Source organism: Pseudorhizobium tarimense (assembly GCF_022968135.1).
In the GTDB taxonomy this organism is placed as follows: Bacteria; Pseudomonadota; Alphaproteobacteria; order Rhizobiales; family Rhizobiaceae; genus Neorhizobium; species Neorhizobium tarimense.
In genome coordinates, this window is record NZ_JALJRA010000002.1 from 224,211 (window position 1) to 249,174 (window position 24,964).

The 24,964-nt window shown below is 62.5% G+C and carries 24 protein-coding genes and 1 tRNA gene; 15 read left to right on the top strand and 10 right to left on the bottom strand.

Going from position 1 to position 24,964, the window contains the following annotated elements; genetic code table 11:
- The first annotated feature begins 19 nt into the window (after window positions 1–19).
- From MUU54_RS03440 to MUU54_RS03450, 3 genes are read left to right on the top strand one after another with little or no spacing between them, the layout of a single operon-like run.
- Window positions 20–1,513, top strand: coding sequence for a TadA family conjugal transfer-associated ATPase (locus MUU54_RS03440; protein ID WP_247242637.1), 1,494 nt, complete (start codon window positions 20–22; stop codon window positions 1,511–1,513).
- A 6-nt stretch (window positions 1,514–1,519) separates the two neighbouring features.
- Entirely contained in the window at window positions 1,520–2,533 is a 1,014-nt protein-coding gene (locus MUU54_RS03445) for a type II secretion system F family protein (protein WP_247242638.1), read from the top strand.
- 10 nt (window positions 2,534–2,543) lie between these two features.
- Window positions 2,544–3,521, top strand: coding sequence for a type II secretion system F family protein (locus MUU54_RS03450; RefSeq protein WP_247242639.1), 978 nt, complete (start codon window positions 2,544–2,546; stop codon window positions 3,519–3,521).
- Between the two features lie 4 nt (window positions 3,522–3,525).
- Here the strand turns inward: MUU54_RS03450 and MUU54_RS03455 are convergent, their stop codons facing one another.
- Together MUU54_RS03455 and MUU54_RS03460 are read right to left on the bottom strand one after the other, a co-directional pair.
- Window positions 3,526–4,086, bottom strand: a complete 561-nt coding sequence (locus tag MUU54_RS03455) for a dual specificity protein phosphatase family protein (protein ID WP_247242640.1) — start codon at window positions 4,084–4,086, stop codon at window positions 3,526–3,528.
- Between the two features lie 61 nt (window positions 4,087–4,147).
- On the bottom strand, window positions 4,148–4,975 hold the full coding sequence (locus MUU54_RS03460) for a tetratricopeptide repeat protein (RefSeq protein WP_247242641.1): 828 nt from the start codon (window positions 4,973–4,975) through the stop codon (window positions 4,148–4,150).
- A 130-nt stretch (window positions 4,976–5,105) separates the two neighbouring features.
- Here MUU54_RS03460 and MUU54_RS03465 point away from each other — a divergent pair, with 130 nt between their 5' ends.
- The 6 genes from MUU54_RS03465 to MUU54_RS03490 all read left to right on the top strand — a co-directional run bounded on the left by MUU54_RS03465 (window position 5,106) and on the right by MUU54_RS03490 (window position 10,048).
- The gene (locus MUU54_RS03465) at window positions 5,106–6,491 is read left to right on the top strand and encodes a leucyl aminopeptidase family protein (protein ID WP_247242642.1); all 1,386 of its coding nucleotides are present in this window, start codon (window positions 5,106–5,108) and stop codon (window positions 6,489–6,491) included.
- Window positions 6,492–6,542: 51 nt separating this feature from the next.
- Window positions 6,543–6,884: a MarR family winged helix-turn-helix transcriptional regulator gene (locus MUU54_RS03470; RefSeq protein WP_247242643.1), complete on the top strand. Its 342-nt coding sequence runs from the start codon at window positions 6,543–6,545 to the stop codon at window positions 6,882–6,884.
- Between the two features lie 18 nt (window positions 6,885–6,902).
- Window positions 6,903–7,745, top strand: coding sequence for a C40 family peptidase (locus tag MUU54_RS03475; RefSeq protein WP_376742044.1), 843 nt, complete (start codon window positions 6,903–6,905; stop codon window positions 7,743–7,745).
- Window positions 7,746–7,829: 84 nt separating this feature from the next.
- The gene (locus MUU54_RS03480; RefSeq protein WP_247242645.1) at window positions 7,830–8,189 is read left to right on the top strand and encodes a hypothetical protein; all 360 of its coding nucleotides are present in this window, start codon (window positions 7,830–7,832) and stop codon (window positions 8,187–8,189) included.
- 147 nt (window positions 8,190–8,336) lie between these two features.
- Window positions 8,337–9,113 (top strand): SDR family NAD(P)-dependent oxidoreductase, encoded by a 777-nt coding sequence (locus tag MUU54_RS03485; protein WP_247242646.1) that lies wholly within the window; start codon window positions 8,337–8,339, stop codon window positions 9,111–9,113.
- Between the two features lie 38 nt (window positions 9,114–9,151).
- On the top strand, window positions 9,152–10,048 hold the full coding sequence (locus MUU54_RS03490; RefSeq protein WP_247242647.1) for an NAD-dependent epimerase/dehydratase family protein: 897 nt from the start codon (window positions 9,152–9,154) through the stop codon (window positions 10,046–10,048).
- Between the two features lie 23 nt (window positions 10,049–10,071).
- Here MUU54_RS03490 and MUU54_RS03495 read toward each other — a convergent pair whose 3' ends face one another.
- The gene (locus MUU54_RS03495) at window positions 10,072–11,061 is read right to left on the bottom strand and encodes a LysR family transcriptional regulator (RefSeq protein ID WP_247242648.1); all 990 of its coding nucleotides are present in this window, start codon (window positions 11,059–11,061) and stop codon (window positions 10,072–10,074) included.
- A 150-nt stretch (window positions 11,062–11,211) separates the two neighbouring features.
- On the opposite strand from MUU54_RS03495, the gene MUU54_RS03500 reads away from it, so the two are divergent.
- From MUU54_RS03500 to MUU54_RS03515, 4 genes are all read left to right on the top strand, one after another.
- Entirely contained in the window at window positions 11,212–12,003 is a 792-nt protein-coding gene (locus MUU54_RS03500) for an alpha/beta hydrolase fold domain-containing protein (protein WP_247242649.1), read from the top strand.
- A 57-nt stretch (window positions 12,004–12,060) separates the two neighbouring features.
- The gene (locus MUU54_RS03505) at window positions 12,061–13,239 is read left to right on the top strand and encodes an efflux RND transporter periplasmic adaptor subunit (RefSeq protein WP_247242650.1); all 1,179 of its coding nucleotides are present in this window, start codon (window positions 12,061–12,063) and stop codon (window positions 13,237–13,239) included.
- 128 nt (window positions 13,240–13,367) lie between these two features.
- Window positions 13,368–16,550, top strand: a complete 3,183-nt coding sequence (locus MUU54_RS03510) for an efflux RND transporter permease subunit (RefSeq protein ID WP_247242651.1) — start codon at window positions 13,368–13,370, stop codon at window positions 16,548–16,550.
- A 69-nt stretch (window positions 16,551–16,619) separates the two neighbouring features.
- A complete protein-coding gene (locus MUU54_RS03515; protein WP_247242652.1) occupies window positions 16,620–16,934 on the top strand; it encodes a response regulator in 315 nt (104 codons plus the stop codon).
- Window positions 16,935–16,961: 27 nt separating this feature from the next.
- Here MUU54_RS03515 and MUU54_RS03520 read toward each other — a convergent pair whose 3' ends face one another.
- The 6 genes from MUU54_RS03520 to MUU54_RS03545 form a co-directional block, all read right to left on the bottom strand.
- Window positions 16,962–18,524, bottom strand: coding sequence for a putative bifunctional diguanylate cyclase/phosphodiesterase (locus MUU54_RS03520; RefSeq protein WP_247242653.1), 1,563 nt, complete (start codon window positions 18,522–18,524; stop codon window positions 16,962–16,964).
- A 240-nt stretch (window positions 18,525–18,764) separates the two neighbouring features.
- Window positions 18,765–18,851 (bottom strand) — tRNA-Leu (locus MUU54_RS03525).
- A gap of 93 nt (window positions 18,852–18,944) precedes the next feature.
- Complete coding sequence (locus MUU54_RS03530; protein WP_247242654.1) at window positions 18,945–19,253, bottom strand: Rdx family protein; 309 nt, start codon at window positions 19,251–19,253, stop codon at window positions 18,945–18,947.
- A 233-nt stretch (window positions 19,254–19,486) separates the two neighbouring features.
- Window positions 19,487–20,518 (bottom strand): DUF3618 domain-containing protein, encoded by a 1,032-nt coding sequence (locus tag MUU54_RS03535; RefSeq protein ID WP_376742042.1) that lies wholly within the window; start codon window positions 20,516–20,518, stop codon window positions 19,487–19,489.
- Window positions 20,518–20,934: a phage holin family protein gene (locus MUU54_RS03540; RefSeq protein WP_247242655.1), complete on the bottom strand. Its 417-nt coding sequence runs from the start codon at window positions 20,932–20,934 to the stop codon at window positions 20,518–20,520. The genes MUU54_RS03535 and MUU54_RS03540 overlap by 1 nt, the downstream gene beginning before the upstream one ends.
- Window positions 20,927–21,661, bottom strand: coding sequence for a nutrient deprivation-induced protein (locus MUU54_RS03545; RefSeq protein ID WP_247242656.1), 735 nt, complete (start codon window positions 21,659–21,661; stop codon window positions 20,927–20,929). The genes MUU54_RS03540 and MUU54_RS03545 overlap by 8 nt, the downstream gene beginning before the upstream one ends.
- A 293-nt stretch (window positions 21,662–21,954) precedes the next feature.
- Here MUU54_RS03545 and MUU54_RS03550 point away from each other — a divergent pair, with 293 nt between their 5' ends.
- Complete coding sequence (locus tag MUU54_RS03550; RefSeq protein WP_247242731.1) at window positions 21,955–22,986, top strand: glycoside hydrolase family 25 protein; 1,032 nt, start codon at window positions 21,955–21,957, stop codon at window positions 22,984–22,986.
- Window positions 22,987–23,000: 14 nt separating this feature from the next.
- On the opposite strand, the gene MUU54_RS03555 is transcribed toward MUU54_RS03550, so the two are convergent.
- On the bottom strand, window positions 23,001–23,900 hold the full coding sequence (locus tag MUU54_RS03555; RefSeq protein WP_247242657.1) for a choline sulfate utilization transcriptional regulator: 900 nt from the start codon (window positions 23,898–23,900) through the stop codon (window positions 23,001–23,003).
- Window positions 23,901–23,996: 96 nt separating this feature from the next.
- Between MUU54_RS03555 and choX the strand changes: the two genes are divergently transcribed.
- Window positions 23,997–24,962, top strand: a complete 966-nt coding sequence (choX, locus tag MUU54_RS03560; protein WP_247242658.1) for a choline ABC transporter substrate-binding protein — start codon at window positions 23,997–23,999, stop codon at window positions 24,960–24,962.
- Window positions 24,963–24,964: the final 2 nt, after the last annotated feature.

The window sequence follows — 24,964 nt, forward strand, 5'->3', positions numbered from 1 at the left end:
CATGAAGACTGGATAGGCAATGTTTGGAAAACGCGGCAGCGAAGGTTTCGGGAAAAGCGCAGGTGGTGCAGGCCAGGCTGTGGCCGCGCCGGCCGCCCCGTCGCCCGCGGCAGCGAAACCCGCTGGTCCGGAGGTTTTCGCAGAGCCGCTCCAGGACAAGAACACGCCCCGCCAGCAAATGGCGCCCCCACCGATCACGCCGCCCGCTGCCCGCAAGAAGCCCGCACGTACCGAGCACTATTACGATACAAAGAGCCAGGTCTTCTCGGCACTGATCGATACCATCGATCTATCGCAGCTCGCCAAGCTGGACGGCGAAAGCGCGCGTGAGGAAATCCGCGACATCGTCAACGACATCATCACCATCAAGAACTTCGCGATGTCTATCTCAGAGCAGGAAGAGCTGCTCGAGGACATCTGCAACGACGTTCTCGGTTATGGCCCGCTGGAGCCACTGCTTGCCCGCGACGACATCGCCGACATCATGGTCAACGGCTCGGGCCAGACCTTCATCGAAGTTGCCGGCAAGACCATCGAATCGGAGATCCGCTTCCGCGACAACGCGCAGCTCCTGTCGATCTGCCAGCGCATCGTCAGCCAGGTTGGGCGCCGCGTCGATGAAAGCTCGCCCATCTGCGATGCACGCCTTCCCGACGGCTCGCGTGTCAACGTCATCGCTCCACCGCTCGCGATCGACGGCCCGGCCCTGACGATCCGCAAGTTCAAGAAGGACAAGCTGACACTCGAGCAGCTGGTCAAGTTCGGCTCGATCACCGCAGAAGGCGCAACACTCCTGCAGATCATCGGCCGCGTCCGCTGCAACGTCGTCATCTCCGGCGGTACCGGCTCGGGTAAAACGACGCTCCTGAACTGCCTGACGCGCTACATCGACGAAGACGAGAGAATCATCACCTGCGAGGATACGGCCGAACTGCAGCTTCAGCAGCCGCATGTCGTCCGCCTCGAAACCCGCCCGCCCAACATCGAGGGCGAGGGTGAGATCACCATGCGCGACCTCGTCAAGAACTGCCTGCGTATGCGTCCCGAGCGGATCATCGTCGGCGAAGTGCGCGGGCCGGAAGTCTTCGACCTCCTGCAGGCGATGAACACCGGCCACGATGGTTCCATGGGCACGATCCACGCCAACACGCCGCGTGAATGCTTGAGCCGTATGGAGTCGATGATCGCCATGGGCGGGTTCAACCTTCCCGCCAAGACGGTCCGCGAGATCATCTCCGGCTCCGTCGATGTCATCATCCAGGCCGCCCGCCTGCGGGATGGCTCACGCCGCATCACCCACGTCACGGAAGTCATCGGCATGGAAGGCGATGTGATCGTGACCCAGGACCTGATGCGCTATGAAATCGAGGGCGAAGACGCCAACGGCCGTTTGATCGGGCGGCACATGTCGACCGGCATCGCCAAGCCGAACTTCTGGGATCGCGCGCGCTACTACAACGAGGAACGTCGACTGGCGATCGCACTGGACGCCATGGACCAGGTTGCGGGGTAGCGGGCGATGTTCGGTCTGGATCTCAACGTCGTCCTGATCATCATGCTGGCTTCTGTGTCCGCGGCGGCGATGTCCTACGCCCTCCTGTTTTCGCGCATCGAAACGGAAAAGAAGACGAGCGCCCGCATCAGCAGGGTCAAGTCTGCCGAATCCGACCTTGCCAAGGTCAAGGCGGCGCGGGATCGGGTGCAGGAGCTTTCCAAGCGCCGGAAGTCGGTGCAGGATTCGCTGAAGGACCTTGAGAAGAAGCAGCAGGAACGTTCGAAGAAGATGGCCGACCGCAGCCTGAAGTCGCGCCTCGTCCAGACGGGCCTGCCCTTGACCCTGCCGCGGTTCTATATGCTGAGCGCCGCCCTCGGCCTTGTCTCCTTCCTCGTTGCGCTTCTTGCCGGTGCTCCATTGATCGCCGCCGTCGGTTCGGGTTTTGCCTCCGCGCTGGGCGCGCCGCGCTGGATCGTCGGCTTCCTGATCAAGCGGCGCCAGAAACAGTTCCTGACGGAGTTTCCGAATGCACTCGACGTCATGGTGCGCTCGATCCGCTCTGGCCTGCCGCTCAACGATGCCCTGCGGCTGATCGCCTCGGACGGCCAGGAGCCGGTCAGAACGGAATTTCGCCGGGTGGTGGAATCCCAGCAGGTCGGCCTGAGCATCCCGGAAGCCTGCATGCGCATGATGCAGACCATGCCGTTGCCGGAGGTCAACTTCTTCGCGATCGTCATTACCATCCAGAGTCAGGCTGGCGGCAATCTCTCCGAAGCGCTCGGCAATCTCGCCAAGGTACTGCGCGAGCGAAAGAAGATGAAGGCGAAGGTCCAGGCCTTGTCAATGGAGGCAAAGGCTTCCGCCGTGATCATCGGCGCCCTGCCGTTTATTGTAGCACTGCTCGTCTACCTGACGTCGCCAGACTATATGACCATCCTTTTCACCGATCCGCGCGGCCACATGATCATGCTGTTTTCCGCCGTATGGATGTCGATCGGGATCTTCATCATGCGCAACATGATCAACTTCGACATCTAGAGGGGCGGCCGTGAAAGATCTCTCCACCACGCTCACGGATCCCGCTCTTCTCTTCGCGGTCTTCGTCGCCATTGCCGTCTTCGCCACCTTCTATTCGCTGGCGAGCCCCTTCCTGGAGCGTGGCAATCTCGACAAGCGCATGAAGGCCGTCTCAACGGAACGCGAGCAGATGCGTGCGCGAGAGCGGGCGCGAATGAATGCGGAGGCTTCGAAGGCGACACTGCGCACGCAGAACAACCAGTCGGTGCGCAACATCGTCGAGCGCTTCAACCTTCGCCAGGCCCTGGTGGACGACAAGACCGTAAACCGCCTGCGGGCTGCAGGCCTGCGGTCGCAGAACGCTCTCAACATCTTCCTCGTGGCGCGTTTCCTGCTGCCCTTCGTTTTCCTCGCTCTGGCGGTGATCTGGATCTTCGTCCTCGGCAACCTCGCCGAGCGCCCTTTCGCGATCCGCATGCTCGCCGCCATCGTCTTTGCCTATGTCGGCTTCTATCTGCCTAACATCTACGTGACGAACCGTGTCAACAAGCGTCAACATTCGATCAAGCGCGCGTGGCCGGACGCCCTGGACCTGATGCTGATCTGCGTTGAGTCGGGCATCTCGATGGAGGCTGCCATGCGTCGCGTTGCGGAGGAGATGAGCAATCAGTCTCCGGAGCTGGCAGAGGAGATGGTGCTAACGACCGCAGAGCTGTCATTCCTTCCGGATCGCCGCGTGGCGCTTGAAAACCTCGGCATCCGCACGCAGCTCGACGCGGTGAAGAACGTCACGCAGGCCCTCATCCAGGCCGAACGCTACGGCACTCCCATTGCTCAGGCTCTGCGGGTGCTGGCACAGGAAGGGCGCGACGAGCGGATGAACGAGGCCGAGAAGAAGGCGGCAGCCTTGCCGCCGAAGCTGACGGTGCCGATGATCCTTTTCTTCCTGCCGGTGCTGGTGGCAGTTATTCTCGGACCGGCCGGCATCCAGGTGGCTGACAGGTTCTAGCCGCTCAGCTCGGTAGGCCGATGATCTTCTCGAACTGCTCCCAGCTTTCGTCCATTGGATAGGCATAGCTCAGGAAGGGCACGCCCACATGCCCGTAAAGAAGCGAAAGCTGCCATTCCGCAGTCTCTTCGTCGACGTTTGCGATCTGCTGCAGATACATGACGGACGCAAGGCCGGTACGGTCTGATCCACCCTGGCAATGGATGAGGATCGGTTTCGGTGCGTCGCGCAGAAGCGAGATGAGCTGGAAGCTCTCCTCCGGCGTCAGCTCCCGGCCGGCGGACATCTTGAAGTCGAGGTGGTTCACGCCGAGCCGCGCGGTGACGGACTTTTCGTCTCGGTACCAGTCGCGCGAGCTTTCGCCGCGAAGGTTGACGACCGTCTTGATGCCATAGGACTGGATGTAGCGTTCAAGCGCCGCGGCCGTCGGCTGTGCGGAGCGGTAAAGCTCACCGGCGATCACTTCATGGAAGTTCCCGGTCAACTGCAAAATCCCGAGATAACTGCCGATAGCCAGGGCAGCCGAAAGGCTGAGCCTGACCGACCACTTCAGAAACCGCCTCATCCATAGCTCCCGCGTCCGTCCGAGGCCATTGTTGAAGCGATTGCGGCAAAGTTCAAGCGGCTCAGTTCGCGGCCGGCTTCGCCTTGGCGTCCTTGTCGGCGAGCTTCGCCCAAGAGTTCTGCTGCGAGAGCATGGAGCGCAGATAGGTCACGTTTGCATCGGCCTGCTGCTGCGACAGTTCGCGCTTGGCGATCTCTTCGGCTTCCGCAAACCGCCCCTGCAGGCCGACGACGAGTGCGAGGTTCTGCCTCACCCGGCTGTCGGCTGCCGGCTGCTGTGCGGCGGAGCGCATATAGGTTTCTGCCGTCCGCAGGTCGCCGGTCAGCACGTAGGACATACCGAGATTGGAGATGATCGTCGGCTCGCTCGGCTGGGCATCGAGTGCCATGCGGTATTTCTGCCGGGCCTCGTCCGACCGCCCGAGCTGGTCGAGCACGGCACCCTCGGCCGAATAGAGGCGCCAGTCGGGACGGTCGGGCGTCTGCGCCCGGCGGATTGTCTCAAGCGCTTGCTCCAGCTGTCCGGCCGCCGCCTGGGCTTTTCCATAGGCAGCCAGAACCTCGCGGTCACTGGGGCTGGCGATCACCACTTGCCGCATGACTGCGAGAGCCTGTGTGTGCTTGCCGGTCATCCCGAGCACCTGTGCATATCGAAGCCCGGTATTGCGGTCTTTCGGGTTGCGTTCATATGCGGCCCCGACGGAGCGCTCGACATCGTCAAGCTGACCGGCACTCAGCGTTCCGAGCGACGCGGCGGAAACCGGAATGGAGCCTGTCGTGGTGGCATCCTTTTTCGTCGCACAGCCCGCCAATGCCACCGCAAGCAGAACGGCAGCCGTGCTTATAGCAAGGCCGATCGTGCGGGTGAGGGAGTGGGTGCTGGCAGTCATGGCAATCGTTCTCGTCGCTTGCACGCCGTAACCCTCTGATCGTTCGGGTGGTGGCGCATTGCTTCCGACAGCAATAGACTGTTAACCCTAACGGAATGTTAAGACCCTGATTCCTCACAAGAAGGTATCCATGACCAGCTATCGTTACATCGACCGCCCCGCCGTTCTCGTGGAACCGTCGGCGGCATCTCTGCCTGTCTACGCAGTCACGCCGGCGGATCTGGAGCGGGCGGCGGTGGAGCCTGCGGCGCTGGCATGGGCGAAGGCCGCAGGGTTCTCGGCAGAACCAGGAAGCCTGCTTCTCATCCCGGGGAAGGATGGGCGTCTTGCAGGTGCATTCTTCGGGGTGGATGGTGAAGGCGAGGGCGCCTTTGCCGCCGGCAAGCTCGCAAAGTTCCTGCCGGAAGGAGACTGGTACCTGGAGACACGCTTCCCGCAAGAAAAGATCGCGCTCGGCTTCGGGCTCGGAAGCTACGGCTTCAGCCGTTACAAGGAGGACAGGCAGAAACAGGTTCGGCTGGCGGTTGCCGGCGATGTGCGGGCGGAGGTCGAACGGCAGCTTGCGGGCATCTTCCTCGCGCGCGACCTGATCAACGTGCCGACGAACGACATGGGCCCCGAGAACTTGGAAGCCGCCTTCCGCGCCCTCGGTGAACACTACGGTGCGACGGTATCGTCCGTCGTCGGCGACGAACTTCTGGCTCAGAACTTTCCGCTCGTCCATGCCGTTGGTCGCGCAAGCATGCAGGCACCGCGGCTTCTGGAAATGCGCTGGGGCACGCAAGGTGCGCCACGAGTCACCCTCGTCGGCAAGGGTGTCTGCTTCGACACGGGAGGCCTCGACATCAAGAGCGCGGCCAACATGGCCCTGATGAAGAAGGACATGGGCGGAGCCGCTAACGTCATGGGTCTGGCGCTGATGATCATGGATGCCGGGCTGGACGTGGAACTGCGTGTACTCGTTCCGGCTGTCGAAAATTCGATCGCCGGCAACGCATTCCGACCCGGCGACATCTACCGTAGCCGCAAGGGCGTAACGGTCCAGATCGACAACACTGACGCCGAGGGCCGCCTCGTGCTGGCTGATGCCTTGGCCTATGGCTGCGAAACGCCGTGCGACCTCCTGGTCGACATGGCGACGCTGACCGGAGCTGCGCGGGTTGCCCTTGGTGCGGAAGTCGCGCCCTTCTTCACCTATGACGATGCGCTCGCCGGCCGTCTTGCGGCGATTTCGGTCGAAGAGCACGACCCGATGTGGCGGCTGCCGCTCTGGAAGGGTTATGACAAGGATCTTAAGTCGCGCGCTGCCGACATCACCAACGCGCCGTCCGGGGGCATGGCCGGATCGATTACGGCGGCCCTCTTCCTCAAGCGCTTCGTTGAAAGCGAAACGCGCTGGGCCCATTTCGACATCTATGGCTGGAATCCTTCCGAGAAGCCGCACGCGCCTGTCGGCGGGGAAGCCTTCGCCATCCGCACGCTCTACCGCTACGTCAAGGAGATCGCAGCGCAATGATCCGGTAAGGCCTCAAGCTTACAATCGCTCCCTCAACGTGGAGGCGCGGCGATGCCGGTGGAACTGACGGCGACGGAAGCACTGACGCTGTGGCATCGCGTGACGCTGGAACAGGTGCGGCGGGAAGGGCCAGACCTCAGCCTTCGGCAGCTGGCGATCCTGCTGCAGGTCTACCTGGTCCCGCCGCCGCACACCGTACGCGGGCTGGCGGCGGAGCTCGGAGTGACGAAACCGGTGATAACACGCGCGCTCGATACCATGGGCGAGCTTGGCCTTGTCGAGCGGGTGCGCGATGAGCAAGATAGGCGCAACGTCGTCGTGAAACGAACGGTGGCGGGATCTCTCTACCTCGAACACTTGGCGGACATGATCCGCAGGGAAGGCAGGCGCTAGCCTGAAGTGCAGATGACGGTGACATTGGACAGACGGCTGCATGCGTTTCGTCCGGATCTCGCGGATGAAGGTCTTCGCGGTCAGGTCGAGGCTGACCGGTTCGTCACCGGCACCGCGGCCCGGATCGGAGTGCCGGTGGCGGCTCTTCGCCCCGCGCCCGACATGAGCCGCGGCATCGATACCGAGCTGTTGCTCGGTGAGACGGTGCGCGTCTTCGACCGGCAGGACGGCTGGGGCTGGGTGCAGGCAGACCAGGATGCCTATGTCGGCTACCTGCCCGAAGCCCATCTTGGCGAACCCGAAACTCCCACGCATATAGTCACTGTTCAGCGCACGTTTCGATATCCGGAGCCGGAACTGCGCCGTCCGCCGGTATCGGTTCTCTCCATGGGAAGTCGTGTGCGCATCACAGGGGAGGCCGAAACCCGTGGGACGCGCTATCTCACGCTCGCTGACGGCTCGGCCTTGATCGCCTCCCACTGTCTTCCCATCGGCGCCAAGACGGCGGAGGACTACGTCGATGTCGCCGTTCGCTTCGTCGAAACACCCTATCTCTGGGGCGGGCGTTCCGGCTTCGGGATCGATTGCTCGGCACTGGTGCAGCTGTCGCTGATGATGACCGGACGCAGCGTCCCCCGAGACTCGGACATGCAAGCGGAGATTGGAGCACCCATCGAACGAGAAGAACTGCGGCGCGGCGATCTCGTCTTCTGGAAGGGCCATGTCGGCATCATGGAGGATAAGAAGACCCTCCTGCACGCCAACGGCCACACGATGACGGTCGCGCGGGAGGATCTTGCAGCGACAATCGAGCGTATCGCCTGGCTCTACAGCCGGCCGACCGCATTCCGCAGGCTCTAGACGATCACGAAAACGTGGCGCCGGCCCGATGGCGCTACAATCGGTCAACTCTTATCTTCAGCGCGAATCGTCGAGGGATTTCCCATGATCAGATCTGCCTGGATCCTGCCCCTGCTGATGCTGCTGGCTATCGTTCTTGCCGCCCTTGCGCCGGCCCGAGCGGCGGAGGATGTCTTCCGCAACCTGTCCGCAACCCACTTCCACGATCTGCCGGGGGTCGTGCCGGAGGCGGAGCGCGTTGAGCGGGACAGCTACACCTGCACGAGCACGATCGAATATGTCTATCGGGGCCACGGCCGCTACGACATCCTCTACGGCGATACTTCGCCCCGCCGCGTCTACCATTGCAAGACCGAGAATGGCCTCACCTATTCCGGTACCGATCTGCCGAACACCCATTGGGTGCCGGGCCTCAACCCGCACCATCTGCCCAAAAATCCCTAAGGTCTCGTCGCTCTTGGGCATCCTACGTCCGCGCATGGCCCAGCCGCTTATGTAAGCCATCACTTGTCTGATGACTTGACAACGCAGGCCCTGCAGTGTCCATGACGGGCCTTGTTTGCGGAATGAAACCGCGTAAGGGAGGCCACCATGTCTGCACAACTCGTCATTCCTGATCTTGCCGGCAAGTCCGTTCTAATTACCGGTGCATCGACCGGCATCGGCGCGGCCCTTGCCCGTGCTTTTGCCGCTCAAGGCGCTTCCGTCGGCCTCCATTACAACTCGAGTGTCGATGCGGCCAAGGTGCTGGCCGGCGAGATCGAGACGGCTGGCGGCAAGGTTGTGCTCATCCGCGGCGACGCCTCCAAGTCGGGCGAGATGACGCGCGTGGTCGAAGAGGCTGCAGGCGCCTTTGGCGGGTTGGACGGCCTCATCAACAATGCCGGCGGAATGGTTGCCCGCGTCCCCTATGCCGAGATGACGGACGAACATTATGATGCGGTGATGGACCTCAACGCCCGCTCGGTGCTGGCCGCGTCCACGGCAGCAATCCCGCACCTGAAGCAGCGCGGCGGTTTCATCATCAACACCACCTCGATCGCCGCCCGCAACGGCGCCAGCAACGGCGCCGGCATTTACGGCTCGTCGAAGGCCTTCGTTTCCAATGTCACCCGCGGCATGGCCAAAGAGCTCATCCCCTTCGGCATCCGCGTCAATGGCGTGGCGCCCGGAGTCATCACGACGCCCTTCCACGATCGCTATTCCACGGCGCAGCAACTGCAGGCGGCACTGGCAACGATCCCGCAAGGGCGGCTGGGAACGGCGGAAGAATGCGTCGGCGCATACCTCTTCCTCGCCTCCGAAATGCTGTCCAGCTACATCATCGGACAGGTGATCGAGGTGAACGGCGGCCAGTTGATGCCGTAAGGCCAGACATTAAGCGCAGGCATGGGAGGAGCAGTCTGATGGGCAGGAGAATCATTTTCACCGGCGGCAGCGGCAAGGCAGGGCGCCATGTCGTGCCGTACCTTCTGCAGCAGGGCCATGAGGTTCTGAATGTCGACCTGGCGCCGCTGGATCATCCAGGCGTCAACACGCTGACGGCCGATCTCACCGACAGTGGCGAAGCCTTCAACGCCCTGTCGATGCATTTCGGCTTCGAAGGGCTGGGGACCGGAAAGGGGCCGGCTCCCGTTGATGCCGTCGTGCACTTCGCCGCCGTGCCGCGCATCCTGATCCGGCCGGACAACGCCACCTTCGCAGCCAACACCGTCTCGACCTACAACGTCATTGAGGCGGCGGTGAAGCTCGGCATCCGCAAGATCATTATCGCCTCCAGCGAAACGACCTACGGCGTCTGCTTTGCCGAAGGTGACAAGGATTACCATTCCTTCCCGCTGACGGAAGACTACGATGTCGACCCGATGGACAGCTACGGCCTCTCCAAGGTGGCCAACGAAAAGACCGCCCGCGCCTTCGCTATGCGGTCGGGGTCGGACATCTACGCGCTTCGGATCGGCAATGTGATCGAGCCACACGAATACGACAAGTTCCCAGGCTTCATCGCGGATCCTCCGTCACGCAAGCGCAATGCCTGGAGCTATATCGATGCCCGCGATCTCGGCCAGATCGTGCACCGTTGCGTCGAGAAGGATGGCCTCGGCTTCCAGGTCTTCAACGCCGTCAACGACACAATCACTGCTTGGGAGCCAACGCGAACCTTCCTGGAAAGGTGGGCGCCGGGTACCCCGATCAAGGGCGAGATCGGCGAGTACGACGCGCCAATCTCCAATCGGAAAATCCGCGAAGTCCTCGGCTTCCGCGAGGAGCACGACTGGCGGAAATACATCCCCAAACCCTAAGCGCACGTGGTTGCGGCGGAGACTTATTCCGCCGCAACCGCCACGGGCGCAGGCTCCTCGGCTTCCGGCTTCACCTTGATCGGCATCGTCCGGCGAGGGGACTGCGCATCGCGGGCGTTGCTCTCCTTCAGCAGCTTGACCAGCCAGTCGACGAAGACTCGCACCTTGTTGCCCAGATGGCGGGTTCGTGGATAGACGATGTAGAGCGGCAGCGGCTCGCGGTCCCAATCCGTCAGCACTTCCACGAGGTCACCCCGCTCGACCGCATCGCGCACCATGAATTGCGGTGCCTGGGCAACGCCCATCCCGGAAAGCGCGGCCGCCACATAACTTCGGCTGTCGTTCACCGAAACGGCATAGCGCGGCGTGATCTCCAGGCTTTCGTCGCCGCGCCTGAACTCCAGCGGCAAGACCTTGCCTGCCTGGGCATTGAGATAGCCGACGGAGAAGAACTTGTCCTCAAGGTCACGCGGGTGCTGCGGTGCCCCGAACATTTCGATGAAGCCGGGCGAGGCATAGGTACGCAGTCCGATCTCACCCACCTTGCGGCCGATCAGTGACTGATCCGTCGGCGCGCCCGCTCGCAAGGCGCAGTCCACATTTTCGGCGATATAGTCGACCAGCCGGTCGCCGACGCCGATGTCCAGCGTGATTTGTGGATAGGTGCAATAGAAGTCGCAGAGCGAAGGGATGACGATGAGGTCCGCAAAGGCACCCGCCATCTCGACGCGCAGCCGGCCGGAAGGCTGGGCTTGCGAGGACGAAATGCTTCCGTCCAGCTCATCGAGGTCGCTGAGGAACTGCGAGGCGCGCTCGTAGTACAGCGCGCCCTCGGTCGTCACAGCCACCTGGCGTGTGGTCCGGTTCAGGAGTTTCGCCCGCAGGTGACCTTCGAGATTCTGGACGAGATTGGTGACCGTCGTCTTTGACATGTCGAGCGACCGGGCGGCGCGGGTAAAGTTGCCGGTCTCAACGACTCGGACGAAGGCGCGCATGGCAGAAAGTTGGTCCATTGTAGCAACTCCGTTGCATTGCAACATTGTCCTGCGATAGTGGACAGTGAAGTACGAATTGCAAGCTTGTGCGGTTTATGCGGAACAATAATATCAGGTGGCGTCACGGAAACAAGAAGCTGCCTTGGGTAAAGAGCAGGCAGAGGTGTGATGGAGATGCGATGGGAACGGGTCGAGCTGGATACGAAGTCCTCCATGCCGATGCGGCTTTACCAGCCTGTGGCGAAGGAGAAGGCTCCCCCTCTCGTCCTCTACCTTCGCGGCGGTGCCTTCCAGCAGGATGAACCTGCGGCCAGGGAGACACCGATTGCCAAAGCCCTTGCCGAAACGGGTGCCGTCGTGGTCGAGGCCGATTATGGCAGCATCTCGCAGAACATGTTTCCGGGGGCGCTGGACTTCGGCCTGGCGGCTCTGCGCTGTCTCGCGTCGCGACGGAAAACATTGGGGGGGGCGAAATCGCCCATCCTGATCGCCGGCGAGGAAGCGGGTGGCAATGTCGCCGCAGGCATCGCACTGAAGGCCCGCGACCAGATGCCCGGCCAGTTGCACGGCCAGGTACTCTTGTCGCCTCTGATCGATCCGACGATGAGTTCGGTATCGATCCGCAAGGCGGATGCCATCGGCATGCGGGATCGCTGGTCCGATGGCTGGATGCACTACCTGCGGGGGTTCTGCGGGTTTTCGCATCCCTATGCGGCACCGTGCATGTGCTCCCGGCTCGGCTCGGTGGCACCGGCGCTGGTGGTGACGTCGGAAGACGATCCGCTGCACGACGAGACGGTCGCCTATGCGGCGCGGCTCTCGGAGGCAGGGGTGAAGGTTCGCCAGCATGTCTTTACGGCAGGCTGTGGCTGGGCAGGAATTTATAACGAGGAAGGCGGCACCTGGCTTCAGGAGCTCTGTTCGCAGTTCGGCCTCTTCGTTCAGGATTTGCGTAAGTAAGTATTTGTTCTTGAAAGCATCTATGGCGGCCTGATCTGGCCGCAAGGAGACTGACCGATGACATCGAAAAACCGTGGCTGGGCCCTGTGGGGCACCGGATTGATCTTTGCTGCCGCCGTGGCGGGATCCGGTCTGTATTTCGAGCTTGGCCAAAGGGCTGAAGCAACGCCGGCCGAGGCCGCGCCGACGCCAGCAATCCCGGTGACGGTGGCGGATGTGAAGCCATCGAGCGTCACGACTTGGCAGGAGTTCTCCGGTCGCCTGGAAGCCGTGGATCGGGTGCAGATCCGTCCCCGCGTGGCCGGCACCATCCAGAGCGTGCACTTCCGTGAAGGTGGCCTCGTGGCTGCAGGCGATCGTCTGATCACCATCGATCCCGCACCTTATGCTGCAGCCGTTGCGCAGTCTGAAGGGCTGGTTGCGTCTGCACAGGCAAGGCTCGAACTTGCGAGCACCGAACTGGAGCGTGGCAAGGTCCTGCTGGCTCGCAAGACGATTTCCGAAAGCGAGCTGGCGCAACGCCAGAGCGCCCAAAGGGAGGCGCAGGCGTCCCTGCAATCGGCCGAGGCTGCGCTCAGGATTGCGCAGCTGAACCTCGATTACACGGAGATCAAGGCGCCGATCGCCGGGCGGGTGGGTAAGTTGGAAGTGACGGCAGGTAACCTCGTCGGTGCCGGCGACGCCGCCCAACCATTAACCACACTAGTCTCCGTCGACCCGATCTACGCAAGCTTCGACGCAGGCGAGGAACTGGTGGCGGGTATCCTCGCCAAGCTTCCGGTCAAGGACGGCGTTCGTGCTCTTGACCAGGTGCCGGTGGAAATCACCACGCTCGCCAAGGAAGCACCGGTGCGCGGAAAGCTGCAGCTGGTTGACAACGAAGTCAGTGCCACCAGCGGCACGATCCGGCTGCGCGCGGTCTTCGACAACCCGGAAGGCCGGCTGATCCCGGGCCAGTTCGTCCGCGTCCGTCTCGGCGAGCCCCGTCCCCAGGAACACCTTCTCGTCAGCGAGCGGGCCGTTGGCTCCGATCAGGACAAGAAGTTCGTGCTGGTTGTCGATGAGGCCAACATGGTCGCTTATCGGCAGGTGGAGCTCGGTGCCGCAGTTGATGGCAAACGGATCGTAGAAAGCGGCCTGGCTGCTGGTGATCGTGTCGTCGTCAATGGTCTGCAGCGCATCCGGCCCGGTGCCGTGGTCGACCCGCAGGCAGAAGCCGAAGTCGCCCACAACTAGATGACATCCGGGCGGTGCTCAGTCGCCGCCCGTCAATTCCCGATGATCGTCCACACCGCTCGCAGCATCCTGCTGCGGGTGCGGACGGCCTACGCATGGTCTTCAGCCCTGGAGAGAGGGTTTACAACATGAACATCTCAAGATTCTTCGTCGACCGCCCGGTCTTTGCGGCGGTTCTGTCGATCCTGATCGTCGTCGCCGGCCTGATCGGCGTCCGTGCTCTGCCGATTTCCGAGTATCCGGAAGTCGTGCCCCCATCCATCGTCGTCCGCGCCACCTATCCCGGTGCCAATCCGACCGTGATCGCACAGACGGTGGCAACGCCGCTGGAGGAGCAGATCAATGGTGTCGAAGACATGCTCTACATGTCGAGCCAGGCAACGTCGGACGGCGTACTGACGCTCACCGTCACTTTCAAGCTCGGCACCGATGCCGACAAGGCGCAGCAGCTCGTTCAGAACCGGGTGTCGCAGGCTGAACCCCGGTTGCCGGCGGAAGTGCGGGCGCTGGGGATCACCACCGTGAAAAGCTCGCCGGACTTCATCATGGTGGTCAATCTCGTCTCCACCGATGACAGCTACGACATCACCTACCTGCGCAACTACGCGACCTTGAACGTCAAGGACCGGCTGGCGCGCATCGAAGGCGTCGGTCAGGTTCAGGTTTTCGGCGCCGGCGATTACTCCATGCGGGTGTGGATCGATCCGCAGAAGGCGGCCGAACATTCTCTCGCCGCAAGCGACATCACCAATGCCATCCGTGCTCAGAACGTGCAGGCGGCGGCCGGCATCATTGGCGCTGCCCCAAGCGTGCCGGGCACCGGGCTGCAGCTGAACGTCAACGCCCAGGGACGCCTCGAAACGCCGGAAGAATTCGGCAACATCATCGTCAAGAGCGGTGCCAACGGCGAAATCACCCGGCTGCGCGACGTCGCTCGTGTTGAATTGGGTGCCGCCGACTACACGCTGCGCTCCCTGCTGGACGGCCAGCCCGCAGTCGCCGTCGCCGTTCTCCAGGCGCCGGGTTCCAACGCCATCGACATCGCCGACAACGTCCGCAGCACGATGGACGAGCTGCAGCTCGCCATGCCGGAGGGCGTGAAGTACGAGATCGTCTACGACACGACGAAGTTCGTCCGCGCGTCGATCGAGAAGGTCATCGAAACGCTCCTCGAAGCGATCGCGCTCGTGGTCCTGGTGGTGATCCTGTTCCTGCAGACCTGGCGCGCCTCCATCATCCCCCTGATTGCCGTGCCCGTCTCCATCATCGGCACCTTTGCCGTGATGTATGCCTTCGGCTTCTCCATCAACGCGCTCACCCTCTTCGGCCTCGTGCTGGCAATCGGGATCGTTGTGGATGATGCGATCGTCGTGGTGGAAAATGTCGAGCGCAATATCGAAAACGGCCTGTCGCCGCGCGATGCGACCTACCGTGCCATGCGGGAGGTCTCCGGCCCGATCATCGCAATTGCGCTGGTGCTCGTGGCGGTCTTCGTGCCGCTCGCCTTCATCACCGGCCTGTCCGGCCAGTTCTACCGCCAGTTCGCTCTGACGATCGCGATCTCGACCGTCATCTCGGCGATCAACTCGCTCACCCTGTCCCCGGCGCTTGCGGCGCTGCTGCTGAAGGACCACCACGCGCCAAAGGACTGGCTGACCCGGCTCATGGACACATTGTTCGGCTGGTTCTTCCGTGGCTTCAACCGGGCGTTCGGGACCGCCTCCAACGGCTATGGACGCACTATCGGTGGCCTCTTATCGCGTAAGAGCCTAGTGATGCTAGTCTACCTCGCGCTTGTGGGAGCGACCTACAGCCTCTTCACCGTGGTCCCCGGCGGCTTCGTGCCGGCGCAGGACAAGCAGTACCTGATCGGCTTTGCGCAGCTCCCGGATGGCGCCACCCTCGACCGCACGGAAGAGGTGATCCGCAAGATGAGCGATATCGCCCTGGAACAGCCGGGCGTCGCGCACGCCATTGCCTTCCCCGGGCTTTCGATCAACGGCTTCACCATCGGCTCCAATGCCGGGATTGTCTTTGCGGTTCTCGATGATTTCGAGGAGCGCGAGACACCGGAGCTTTCCGGCGGCGCCATCGCCATGGCGTTGAACCAGAAATATGCCGGCATCCAGGAAGCCTTCATCGCAATGTTCCCGCCGCCGCCGGTCAACGGCCTCGGCTCGACCGGTGGCTTCAAGCTGCAGATCGAGGATCGCGCCGGCTACGGCAACCAGACACTCGACGAAGCGACGAAGGCGGTGCTTGCCAAGGCCTACCAGACACCGGAACTTGCGGGCATCTTCTCGAGCTTCCAGATCAACGTGCCGCAGCTCTATGCCGATGTCGACCGGGCCAAGGCGGAGCAGTTGGGCGTTGCCGTGACGGATGTCTTCGAGACGCTGCAGATCTATCTCGGCTCATTCTACGTCAACGACTTCAACGCCTTTGGCCGCACCTACAGCGTCCGGGTCCAGGCCGACGCCAACTTCCGCGCCGAAGCAAAGGACATCGGTCAGCTGAAGGTCCGCTCCGCATCAGGAGAGATGATCCCGCTTTCAGCGCTGCTGAAGGTGCAGGAAACGACAGGGCCGGAACGGGCGACACGTTACAACGGGTTCCTGTCCGCCGATATCAACGGTGGCCCAGCGCCGGGCTTCTCCTCCGGTCAGGCCCAGGCGGCGATCGAGAAGATCGTGCGTGAGACGGTGCCGCAGGGGATCGATTTCGAGTGGACGGATCTCACCTATCAGGAGATCCTGGCCGGCAACTCCAGCATCGTGGTCTTCCCGCTGGCGCTGCTGCTCGTCTATCTCGTGCTCGCCGCCCAGTATGAAAGCCTCACTTTGCCGATCGCGATCATCATGATCGTCCCGATGGGTGTGCTGGCGGCTCTGACGGGCGTCTGGCTGACTGGCGGCGACAACAATATCTTCACCCAGATTGGTCTCGTCGTCCTGGTGGGGCTATCAGCGAAGAACGCCATCCTCATCGTCGAATTCGCCCGCGAGCTCGAACTGGAGGGGAGGACGCCTTTCGAGGCCGCGGTCGAAGCAAGCCGCCTGCGCTTGCGCCCGATCCTGATGACCTCGTTGGCATTCATCATGGGCGTCGTGCCCCTGGTGATCTCCACCGGCGCCGGTGCAGAAATGCGCTCAGCCATGGGTGTCGCCGTCTTCTCCGGCATGATCGGCGTCACCTTCTTCGGCATCTTCATGACGCCGGTCTTCTACGTCCTCGTCCGCATCCTGACCGGAAGCCGTCCCCTGCGGCGGTCCGGGATGGAGGAGGTCCCCGCTCTCTCTCCAGCGGAGTAGAACCTCCAGGCCGCGCGGGTCAGGCCCTTCCCGCGCGGCCCCTTGATGACCAGTCCGGCAGTGTCTGCCGTGCAACAGTTTACTTGTCTGGGGCGTTCTGTAGTCTTCGATCAAGCGCAAAGGCTTCAGGTTCTACGAATGAGCGATATTTCAATCATTGCAAATACCGTCTCGGATCTCGCGACGCCGGGCATGACACCCAAGGAACTCCTTCGGGCCGTCCGAAAACACCATCCGCGTGCTTCCAAGAAACAGGTGACGCGGGCGGCTTTCTACGCCCTCATCATCAGCGCGGAACAAGGCAGCCAGCATGCCAAAGACATCCACGGCGTCGCCATCCGAACCCGCAACAGCCCGGAACCGGAAGCGTCCGAACGAATCTGAGCGGATGAGCCGGCGCAGGCTGCCGGCCTAGCCGGCGCGGACGCTCGGAGCCTGGGCGATGTCGTTGCCAGGGCGGCCCAACCGCTCTCGACCAAGTGGGATCGGCTTGCCGTAGAGATAGCCCTGGAAACGCCCCGCGCCCGCAAGCTTTGCCAGCATGGCGTGCTCCTGCGTTTCCACGCCTTCGGCAACCACAACGTAAGACAGAAGCTTTGCAACCTCCCCCACGGCGGTCACGAAAACCTGCGAAATGCTGTCCGTCTTCAGCTGCTGGGTATAGCTCTTGTCGATCTTGATGATGTCGACCGGCAGCGTCCGAAGAAGCGAGAACGAGCTGTTGCCCGTGCCGAAGTCGTCGAGCGCGATGAGGAAGCCCATCTCCCGCAGCTCGCGGACAGTCGAAAGCACCTCCGGTGTCGCGTTCATGATCACCGTTTCTGTGATCTCGAGCGCGAAATCGGACGCCGAACGCCGCGTCTCCCGCAGCACTTTGCGCAGCATGGGAACGAGCTTGCCCCGCTTCAGCTGTGCGCCCGAGACGTTCACGGAGATCGTCCCGAACCCGCGGTTCGCGTCGCTCTCGCAGACGCGCCGGAACACCCACTCGCCGAGCCGGTCGATCAGCTCGGATTGTTCGGCCACCGGAATGAACCGATCAGGCGCAATCGCGCCGCCCACCGGATGGTTCCAGCGCACCAGCGCTTCCGCCGATACAGTCCGGCCACCAAAATCCACGATCGGCTGGTAGTAGACGTCGAGCTCGTTGAGCAGGATTGCGGCGTGGAGATCGCGCGCCATCTGCCGCGCATCCGTCTGCTTGCGCTGCATCTCCTGGTTATAAAAGGCGATCTTGCCGCGGCCGTTCCGCTTGCAGTCGTAAAGCGCGACGTCGGCGCAGTGCAGGAGCTCGCGAGCGGATGTGGCGTCGGAGGGCGCCGTTGCAATCCCGATCGAGATGCCTTGGTAGCCTTGCGTCCGGTCGCTCGTTCGCAACACCTTCATCAGGCGTTCGGCATAGCGGCTCGCATCGTCGTAGAGGGCGCGGTGGTCGGTGCTTCCCACCAGCATGGCGAATTCGTCGCCACCCAGCCGGCCGATGATCCAGTTCGGCTGCTCCGCGGCGCAGGCAACGAGCGTCCTCAGCACCTCATCCCCGACGCTATGACCGAAGCTGTCGTTCAGATGCTTGAAATGGTCAACATCAAGCAGCATCAGAGTGAACTCGCTGGACGGTTTTCCCGAAAACTGCGCGGCGCGGATGCGCTCCAGCCGACCGTCCAGTTCCTCCAGAAAGCTGCGCCTGGAAAGTGCGCCCGAAAGCTCGTCGATATTGAGCAGCTGGTCGAGCTGCCGCTCGCTTTCCTCAAGCCGCGTCCCGGCCTCGCCCATCAGCTTGGTGGCGGACGCCAATGCGGCGAGCGTCAGCAGCATGAGCAGGAGGGCTGCTCCGCCCATCAGCCGCTGGTCTTGCGCGGGCAGTCCTTCCGCAAGCCAGGAAGCGCCCAGCAGCGCCGTTGCGGGCAAAAGGGCAACAAACTCAAGAAGCTGGCGTCGGCTGATCTTGGTCAGAAGCTGATGATGTCTTTTCATGAATGAAGTCGCGCACGGCTGGCGTCATCGGGCATTCCTCGGAGTGCCGACGTCATGCCGGCCACTATTCGCTATCAGGCACAGTTTGAAGGGAGGTTAATGCCGCAGGAGTGTCGGTGGACTGCGGCATCAGCGAACCTCGCTCGCCGGAGCAGCCGCTCTCAAGGAGGAGCAATCCGCGAATGATTTCTTACTGCAGCGAATGTATCGGAGTTTGATCGTGGCAATGATCAAATGGAATGGTGCCCAGAAGAGGACTCGAACCTCCACACCCTTGCGAGTACCAGCACCTGAAGCTGGCGCGTCTACCAATTCCGCCATCTGGGCGACGGAGAGCCATGTACGGGGGCGGCCACTGAGTGTCAACTGGCATTCGTGAACTTTCTGTGGCGGCAAGGATAAAAGTTTCGAAGTCCAGATTTAGGCGTCTCCGGCATCGCCGTCCGGCGCTGCCGCGCGGTCGAGATGGCCAAGGTCGCGCTCAGGATCGATCAGGTTGCGCACCCGCTGTTTCAGCTCCTTCGGTCCGGGAAAGCCGCCGTCGCGCTTGCGCTCCCACAGCAGTTTGCCGTCGATCCTGATCTCGAAGCTGCCGCCCGTGCCGGGCAGCAGCGCAACCTCTCCCAGGCTGTCGGGAAACGTCTGCAGCAGTTCCTGCGCCATCCAGCCGGCGCGCAGCAGCCAGTTGCATTGCGTGCAGTAGAGAATGGTGATGCGCGGCTTTGTCATCTGTCCTCCAGAAAAGAGCGTCCGGTTCCCATGGCCATTGCCGCATCTTATCGAGCGGGTTGCGCGGGCTCCGCAAGCGCTTTCTGCGAACTTCCAGATGGCGATGGAGCGCACGCGGCAGGCAGATGACGTCTAACGGGTAAAGCCCGTTGCGGCCACCACGTAGGCTAGACGCGAAAAAAGGCTCCCGCAGCCACGCGGGAGCCTTTTCCTAGTAACGGTCATTCTACGCCTTAGTTCGCGCGCGTGTCCCGGCCGTCGCCGTTTGCACGCTGGTAGTTGCGTGCTTCGTCGGCGATGCGGTCACGGGCCGTGTCGTGCATCTCCGACGCAACATTGGAGGCACGGTCATAGACATCGGCCGCAGCCTCCTCGACCTTGTGCATGGCCTTGGATGCTTCGCCCGCCATCTGCTTGCGGACACCTTCCGCCGTTTCGCCGAGAGCCTCGTTTTCGCGACGGGTGTTCGGCAGGGCCGCGCCAATCGCAGCGCCGAGAGCGAAGGCGAGTGCCCCGCCGATCAGCGGCTGATCCTGGAACTGCCGTGCAATGGTGTCGTTCAGGTGACCCGCCTGACCCCGGACGGAACTGCCCATCGACATGGCGCTATTGCCGACGGATCGGGCGCTGTTGCCCACGGAGCGGGCGCCGCCCATGACGGAGCTGCCGGCGCGGCTCGCTGAAGAGCCCATTTGCCGCCAGGTCTTGGAGATCCAGCCGGAGGCCTCGTCGAACAGACGACCCGCTTCGTCGCGGATATCGTGCACCTGACGGCCGGTCGCGTCGGCAAAGCCGCGATAGGTCTTGCCGGCTTCGTCCATGAAGTGGCCAGCGCGTCGTCCGCTCTCGTCGGTGAGCGCACGGTAGCGTTTGCCGGCTTCGTCGGTGAAGTGGCTGTAGCGGCTTTCGCCGTCGTGCTTCACCGGGCCGACCCGACGCACCGTCCCGGTGACCTGCGCCAGCGGATACTCGTCGTCATGGTACTGAACTTCCTCGGTCCGCCGGGTAGCGCCGGGATTGGCCATCAGCCAAGCCATGCTGATGCCCATCAGGGCGACAGGAATGGGATTGGTCTTCATGGCATTGCCGAGGTTGGAGATGTATTCGCTGCCACCGCTCGACTTGGCATACTGGATCGCTTCGTCGAGTATCTGGCCGGGCGACATCTTGGCCTGGATCGCGTCCATACGCTCTTCGATGCGGAGACGGTCCTGGGCGATCTCGTGTTCGAGCTCTTCTGCCCGTTTGGTGTCACTGCTGGTCATCAGACACGCTCCTTGATCATCTGTGCATCTCGACGAAGCGACGACGAGGTGCGGTCAAACTTGAGATTTTCGCCACGCAAGGTGGAAAGGCCGCGCTTGATCATGCCATAGGCAAGCAGCGCAACGATCACGCCGACGATCACGGACGAAAGCGCGTCCGCACTGGTCTCACGCATGCCCTGCGCCACGAAGAAGGCGGCTAGGCCGTTCACAAGCGCGGCAAGCAGAACGCCGACGGCGGCGATGGCAAACACCAGACCGGCGGCGAATGACTCGATCCCGGTAATCGCCTGCGACATCTTTTCGGACGCCTCGGTCTTGGCAAGATTGATTTCCTTGCGGAAGAGACCGGTGATGTCCGAAACAAGCCCGCTGACCAGTTCGGAGAGGGGCCGGTTTTCCATTTCATTAGCCATTGCGGTTACCCTCCGGAGAATAGCCCGTCGGATAGCCGGCCCCTGTGGCCGGGCGGACAGGCGTCGCTGCTGTGGTTGTTGTCGTTGCAGTCGGCGTCGTGGAGACGGTCGACGGTGTCGTGACCGTTGTACCGGCGCTCGCTGCCCGGGTGCTGGCGGACGTATCGACGCTCGCGCGGCGATCGGCGGAAGCGGTCAGGAAGCGGCTGGCGGCAAAACCGGCCAAAGCTGCAAGGCCGATGAAGGCTGCGGGTTGGCGGCGGCCGAAATCCTCGGCCATACCGGCAATCTCGCCCATGTCCTTGCCCTTCATGTCATCGGCGAAGCTATGAATGCTGGCACCGATCTGCTTGGCATAGCGGCCGATTTCGCGCTGGGCGCGCTCATCACCCTGTTCAAGCTCGTCGCCCACCTTCTCGATCGCGGATGCAAAGCCGCTGACGCGCTCGGCTGCAAAGTTCTTCTGGTCGTCCGCGGCGTCGCGCACGCGGTGCGTGGCGTTGCTGATCTGGCCTTGGGCTGCGGATTTGGCATTCTGCCAATCTTCGTTCACCTTATCCTTAAAGCTGCCGCTCGTCTGCTTGGCGGCCGAGGAAGCCGCATTGCCGGCATCGGACGCAGCCGCCTTCATGTCGGAAGACGGCGATTGGGCGGTCTTGCTGCCGCCCGGGGGGGTGCTGGAGCCGGGGTTGAATCCGGATCCTCGATTCAAATCTCGTTCGGTCATTGGACTCTCCCAGTGGTAAGGGTCGGCGTCACGTCATCATTTCGATGCGATCCGACTCTGAACCTTCCTTGGGGCCAAATTGTTCCGAAAGTGTCGGTTGTTCGGCATGCAACAGGCATTCGCGCCCTACGTTCACGTTTTCGCGAACGCGTCCTCATATCCGCGGATAGAGCTATTGGGCTGGTGCCGGATTAAGATTGGATTCAGTCTTTCCCGGTAATGTTCCGTTAGTCTTTCCGCTTGGTGACGAACCGAAGCGGGCTCCCAAGGTTCTGTTTTGCGTACGGGTTCTCATGCGTCTCTCGGCTTTGCCTGCACTTCTCCTTGCCGGCCTCACTCTCACCGGCTGCACATCGAGCGCCGGTCCGGAAAGCCTGGTTGCCGGCCTGCCGTCGCAGGAAATCGCCAATTCGGTCGCACCCGCGGTTCCAGTCCCCCAGCCAACGGTCGCTGACGCCAGCCCCGTGCAGGAGGCATCCCCGCAGGAGGCGCTGGCCTGGGCAGGCGAGGTGCCGCAGCCTCAGGCCTTCGGGCCGATCACGACCACGGTCGGAATGCCGGTGCCGAGCGAGCGTCCGGTTGCCATGCTCTCGCCGCAGGATCCGATGGGCACTGCACCGCAGACCCGCGCGCGCATCTACAGCCAGCGTTTCCGCGACGCCAAGCCGATCAACTTCGGCAAGGTGCAGCCCAAGCACTATGCGGTCCATGGCGTGGACGTGTCGCGCTGGCAGGGCGATATCGACTGGCCGAAGCTGAGGACCCAGGGCGCCAACTTCGCTTATATCAAGGCAACGGACGGGGGCGACCACCTCGACCCGATGTTCATGACCAACTGGCGCAAGGCCAAGCAGGCGGGGATCCGCCGCGGCGCCTACCACTTCTTCTATTGGTGCCGTCGCGCCAGCGAACAGGCTGACTGGTTCATCCGCAACGTGCCGCGCGATCCCGATGCCCTCCCGCCGGTGATCGACGTGGAATGGAACGGCGATTCCGCCTGCAAGCGTCGCCCGTCGCGCGCCGACGTGCTGGAAAAGATGCAGGTCTTCATGGACAAGCTGGAGCGCCACTACGGCCAGCGGCCGGTCATCTACACGGCGCCCGACTTCTACGAGGATAATCTCGTCGGCGCCTTCGAGGACTATCCGTTCTGGCTGCGCGCCGTGGCGGAGCATCCCTCCAAGGTTTATCCGGGCCGCAAGTTCGTGTTCTGGCAGTATTCCGGCTCGGGCCTGTCGCAGGGCGTGAACGGCAAGATCGACCTCAACGTCTTTAACGGCAGCGAAGATGGCTGGCATAACTGGGTAGCGCGGCAGAGCAGCTGATCTCATCGCGGCGGCTATCTCGCAGCCGCCTCCGCCAGCAGCCATTCCGTGAGTCGGTCGACATTGCGATCCCTCGATGCCGAGGGAAGTACCCAATACCCGCGGTCCTCGTCAGCAAGTTCCGGCCCGGCGGTTACCAGCATGCCGGAGGCAAGCATGGAATCCACCAGTCCCAGCCATCCGATGGCAAGCCCCTGGCCGCCAAGCGCCGCCTGCACCACCATCGCATAGTTGTTGAAGCTCACGTCGCCGCTCGCCGGCTCTGTGCTACGGCGAATGCCGAAGGCCGAGAGATAGCTTGCCCAATCGAACCAGGGGGAGGCGAGCGCAGTGTCGAGGTGGATGAGCGGCTCGAGCGACAGCCACTGAGCAGGGTCGTCATCCTTCCCTTGGAAAAAGCTGTGCGAGCAGACCGGCACGACCCGCTCCGACATGATCATCTGCCCGCTATGTCCGAACTGCGCCCGCGAGCCGAAGGCAACCGCAATCTCTGCGCCTTCCGCCCAGTCTGTCTCCAACCTCTGCGTCGAAACGATCTGGATGTCGAAATCTGGGTAGAGCAGGCGGAAGGCGTGCATGCGGGGAATGAGCCACAACGTTGCAAAAGCGTAATCGGTACAGAGCCGAAGCGCGGGCCGCTTGACCTCCGCCCTCAGGTCCTCGGCCAGCGCGTCGATATCGGCCACCGCCCTGCTGGCGATGTCGAGGAGCCGTTTTCCTTCATCCGTCAGTCCAACACCGCGATGCTTGCGATGGAGGAGCGAGACGCCAAAGGCTTCCTCCAACTGGCGGATTTGGTAGCTCACGGCGGGCTGGCTAAGCCCCTGCAGGCGCGCTGCCGCAGAAAGCGAACCTTCGCGGGCGATCTCGACGAACAGTCGCAGCCATCCTATGTCGATCGGCAGATTGCTCATAAATGCTCTTTATGGCCATTATTTAAAATCAGCGGCTTCACAACGATGTTTTGGGAAGCTTCAATAAGTTTAGCAAATAGAAGAAGGGGAACAAGCATGACTCTGCGTTCCACATGGGCCGTTCGCGCACTCGCCTGCTCGGCTGCAATCTCTACGCTCACCCTCGCGCCTTTCGCCGCTCTTGCGGCTGATCCGGCCGAGTGCAAGGCAATTACGCTATCTGATCCGGGCTGGACGGATATCACCGCTACCAATGGCGTTGCCGCCTATCTTCTGGAAACGCTCGGTTACGATCCGGAGGTGAAGACGCTTTCCGTGCCGATCGGCTACCAGTCGATGAAGAACGGTGAGATCGACGTCTTCCTCGGCAATTGGATGCCGGCCCAGCAGGCCTTCATCGACGACCTCAATTCCGTCAATGCCGTCGAGGTGCTGAACAAGAACCTCGAAGGCGCAAAGTTCACGCTCGCCGTGCCGACGGCCGCTGCCGAAAAGGAAGGCGTGAAGGATTTTGCCGACCTTTCCGAGCATGCCGACGCCTTTGATCAAAAGATATATGGCATCGAGCCTGGTGCGCCGGCCAATACGAACATCCAGAAGATGATCGATTCCGGTGATTTCAATCTGAAGGATTGGGAACTGGTCGAGTCCGGGGAGCAGGCCATGTTGGCGCAGGTCGAGCGTGCCAACAATGCGGGCGACGCTATTGTCTTCCTTGCCTGGGCTCCCCATCCGATGAACGAGCGGTTCGACATCACCTACCTGTCGGGTGGCGACGAATACTTCGGCGCGAACTACGGCGGCGCGGAAGTCTACACGCTGGCGCGCACCGGCTGGCCGGAGCAGTGCCCGAATGCTGCGAAATTCCTGAGCCAGCTCACCTTCTCGGTGGTGATGGAAAACGTCCTGATGGGCGAGATCCTCGGCGGCGAAGACCCGCAGGATGCCGCCAAGGCCTGGCTGAAGGAAAATCCTTCTGCGTATGAACCCTGGCTGGCCGGCGTCACTACCTTCGAAGGCGAACCCGCCAAGGAAGCCGTGGACCAGTCGCTCGGGCTCTGAGG

What these genes read in the sequence shown, in the direction of transcription:
- MUU54_RS03440 (WP_247242637.1), top strand. Translation starts at nt 20, where the DNA reads ATGTTTGGAAAACGCGGCAGCGAAGGTTTCGGGAAAAGCGCAGGTGGT.
- MUU54_RS03445 (WP_247242638.1), top strand. Translation starts at nt 1,520, where the DNA reads ATGTTCGGTCTGGATCTCAACGTCGTCCTGATCATCATGCTGGCTTCT.
- MUU54_RS03455 (WP_247242640.1), bottom strand. Translation starts at nt 4,086, where the DNA reads ATGAGGCGGTTTCTGAAGTGGTCGGTCAGGCTCAGCCTTTCGGCTGCC.
- MUU54_RS03460 (WP_247242641.1), bottom strand. Translation starts at nt 4,975, where the DNA reads ATGACTGCCAGCACCCACTCCCTCACCCGCACGATCGGCCTTGCTATA.
- MUU54_RS03465 (WP_247242642.1), top strand. Translation starts at nt 5,106, where the DNA reads ATGACCAGCTATCGTTACATCGACCGCCCCGCCGTTCTCGTGGAACCG.
- MUU54_RS03470 (WP_247242643.1), top strand. Translation starts at nt 6,543, where the DNA reads ATGCCGGTGGAACTGACGGCGACGGAAGCACTGACGCTGTGGCATCGC.
- MUU54_RS03480 (WP_247242645.1), top strand. Translation starts at nt 7,830, where the DNA reads ATGATCAGATCTGCCTGGATCCTGCCCCTGCTGATGCTGCTGGCTATC.
- MUU54_RS03485 (WP_247242646.1), top strand. Translation starts at nt 8,337, where the DNA reads ATGTCTGCACAACTCGTCATTCCTGATCTTGCCGGCAAGTCCGTTCTA.
- MUU54_RS03490 (WP_247242647.1), top strand. Translation starts at nt 9,152, where the DNA reads ATGGGCAGGAGAATCATTTTCACCGGCGGCAGCGGCAAGGCAGGGCGC.
- MUU54_RS03495 (WP_247242648.1), bottom strand. Translation starts at nt 11,061, where the DNA reads ATGGACCAACTTTCTGCCATGCGCGCCTTCGTCCGAGTCGTTGAGACC.
- MUU54_RS03500 (WP_247242649.1), top strand. Translation starts at nt 11,212, where the DNA reads ATGGAGATGCGATGGGAACGGGTCGAGCTGGATACGAAGTCCTCCATG.
- MUU54_RS03505 (WP_247242650.1), top strand. Translation starts at nt 12,061, where the DNA reads ATGACATCGAAAAACCGTGGCTGGGCCCTGTGGGGCACCGGATTGATC.
- MUU54_RS03510 (WP_247242651.1), top strand. Translation starts at nt 13,368, where the DNA reads ATGAACATCTCAAGATTCTTCGTCGACCGCCCGGTCTTTGCGGCGGTT.
- MUU54_RS03520 (WP_247242653.1), bottom strand. Translation starts at nt 18,524, where the DNA reads ATGAAAAGACATCATCAGCTTCTGACCAAGATCAGCCGACGCCAGCTT.
- MUU54_RS03530 (WP_247242654.1), bottom strand. Translation starts at nt 19,253, where the DNA reads ATGACAAAGCCGCGCATCACCATTCTCTACTGCACGCAATGCAACTGG.
- MUU54_RS03535 (WP_376742042.1), bottom strand. Translation starts at nt 20,518, where the DNA reads ATGACCAGCAGTGACACCAAACGGGCAGAAGAGCTCGAACACGAGATC.
- MUU54_RS03540 (WP_247242655.1), bottom strand. Translation starts at nt 20,934, where the DNA reads ATGGCTAATGAAATGGAAAACCGGCCCCTCTCCGAACTGGTCAGCGGG.
- MUU54_RS03545 (WP_247242656.1), bottom strand. Translation starts at nt 21,661, where the DNA reads ATGACCGAACGAGATTTGAATCGAGGATCCGGATTCAACCCCGGCTCC.
- MUU54_RS03550 (WP_247242731.1), top strand. Translation starts at nt 21,955, where the DNA reads ATGCGTCTCTCGGCTTTGCCTGCACTTCTCCTTGCCGGCCTCACTCTC.
- MUU54_RS03555 (WP_247242657.1), bottom strand. Translation starts at nt 23,900, where the DNA reads ATGAGCAATCTGCCGATCGACATAGGATGGCTGCGACTGTTCGTCGAG.
- choX (WP_247242658.1), top strand. Translation starts at nt 23,997, where the DNA reads ATGACTCTGCGTTCCACATGGGCCGTTCGCGCACTCGCCTGCTCGGCT.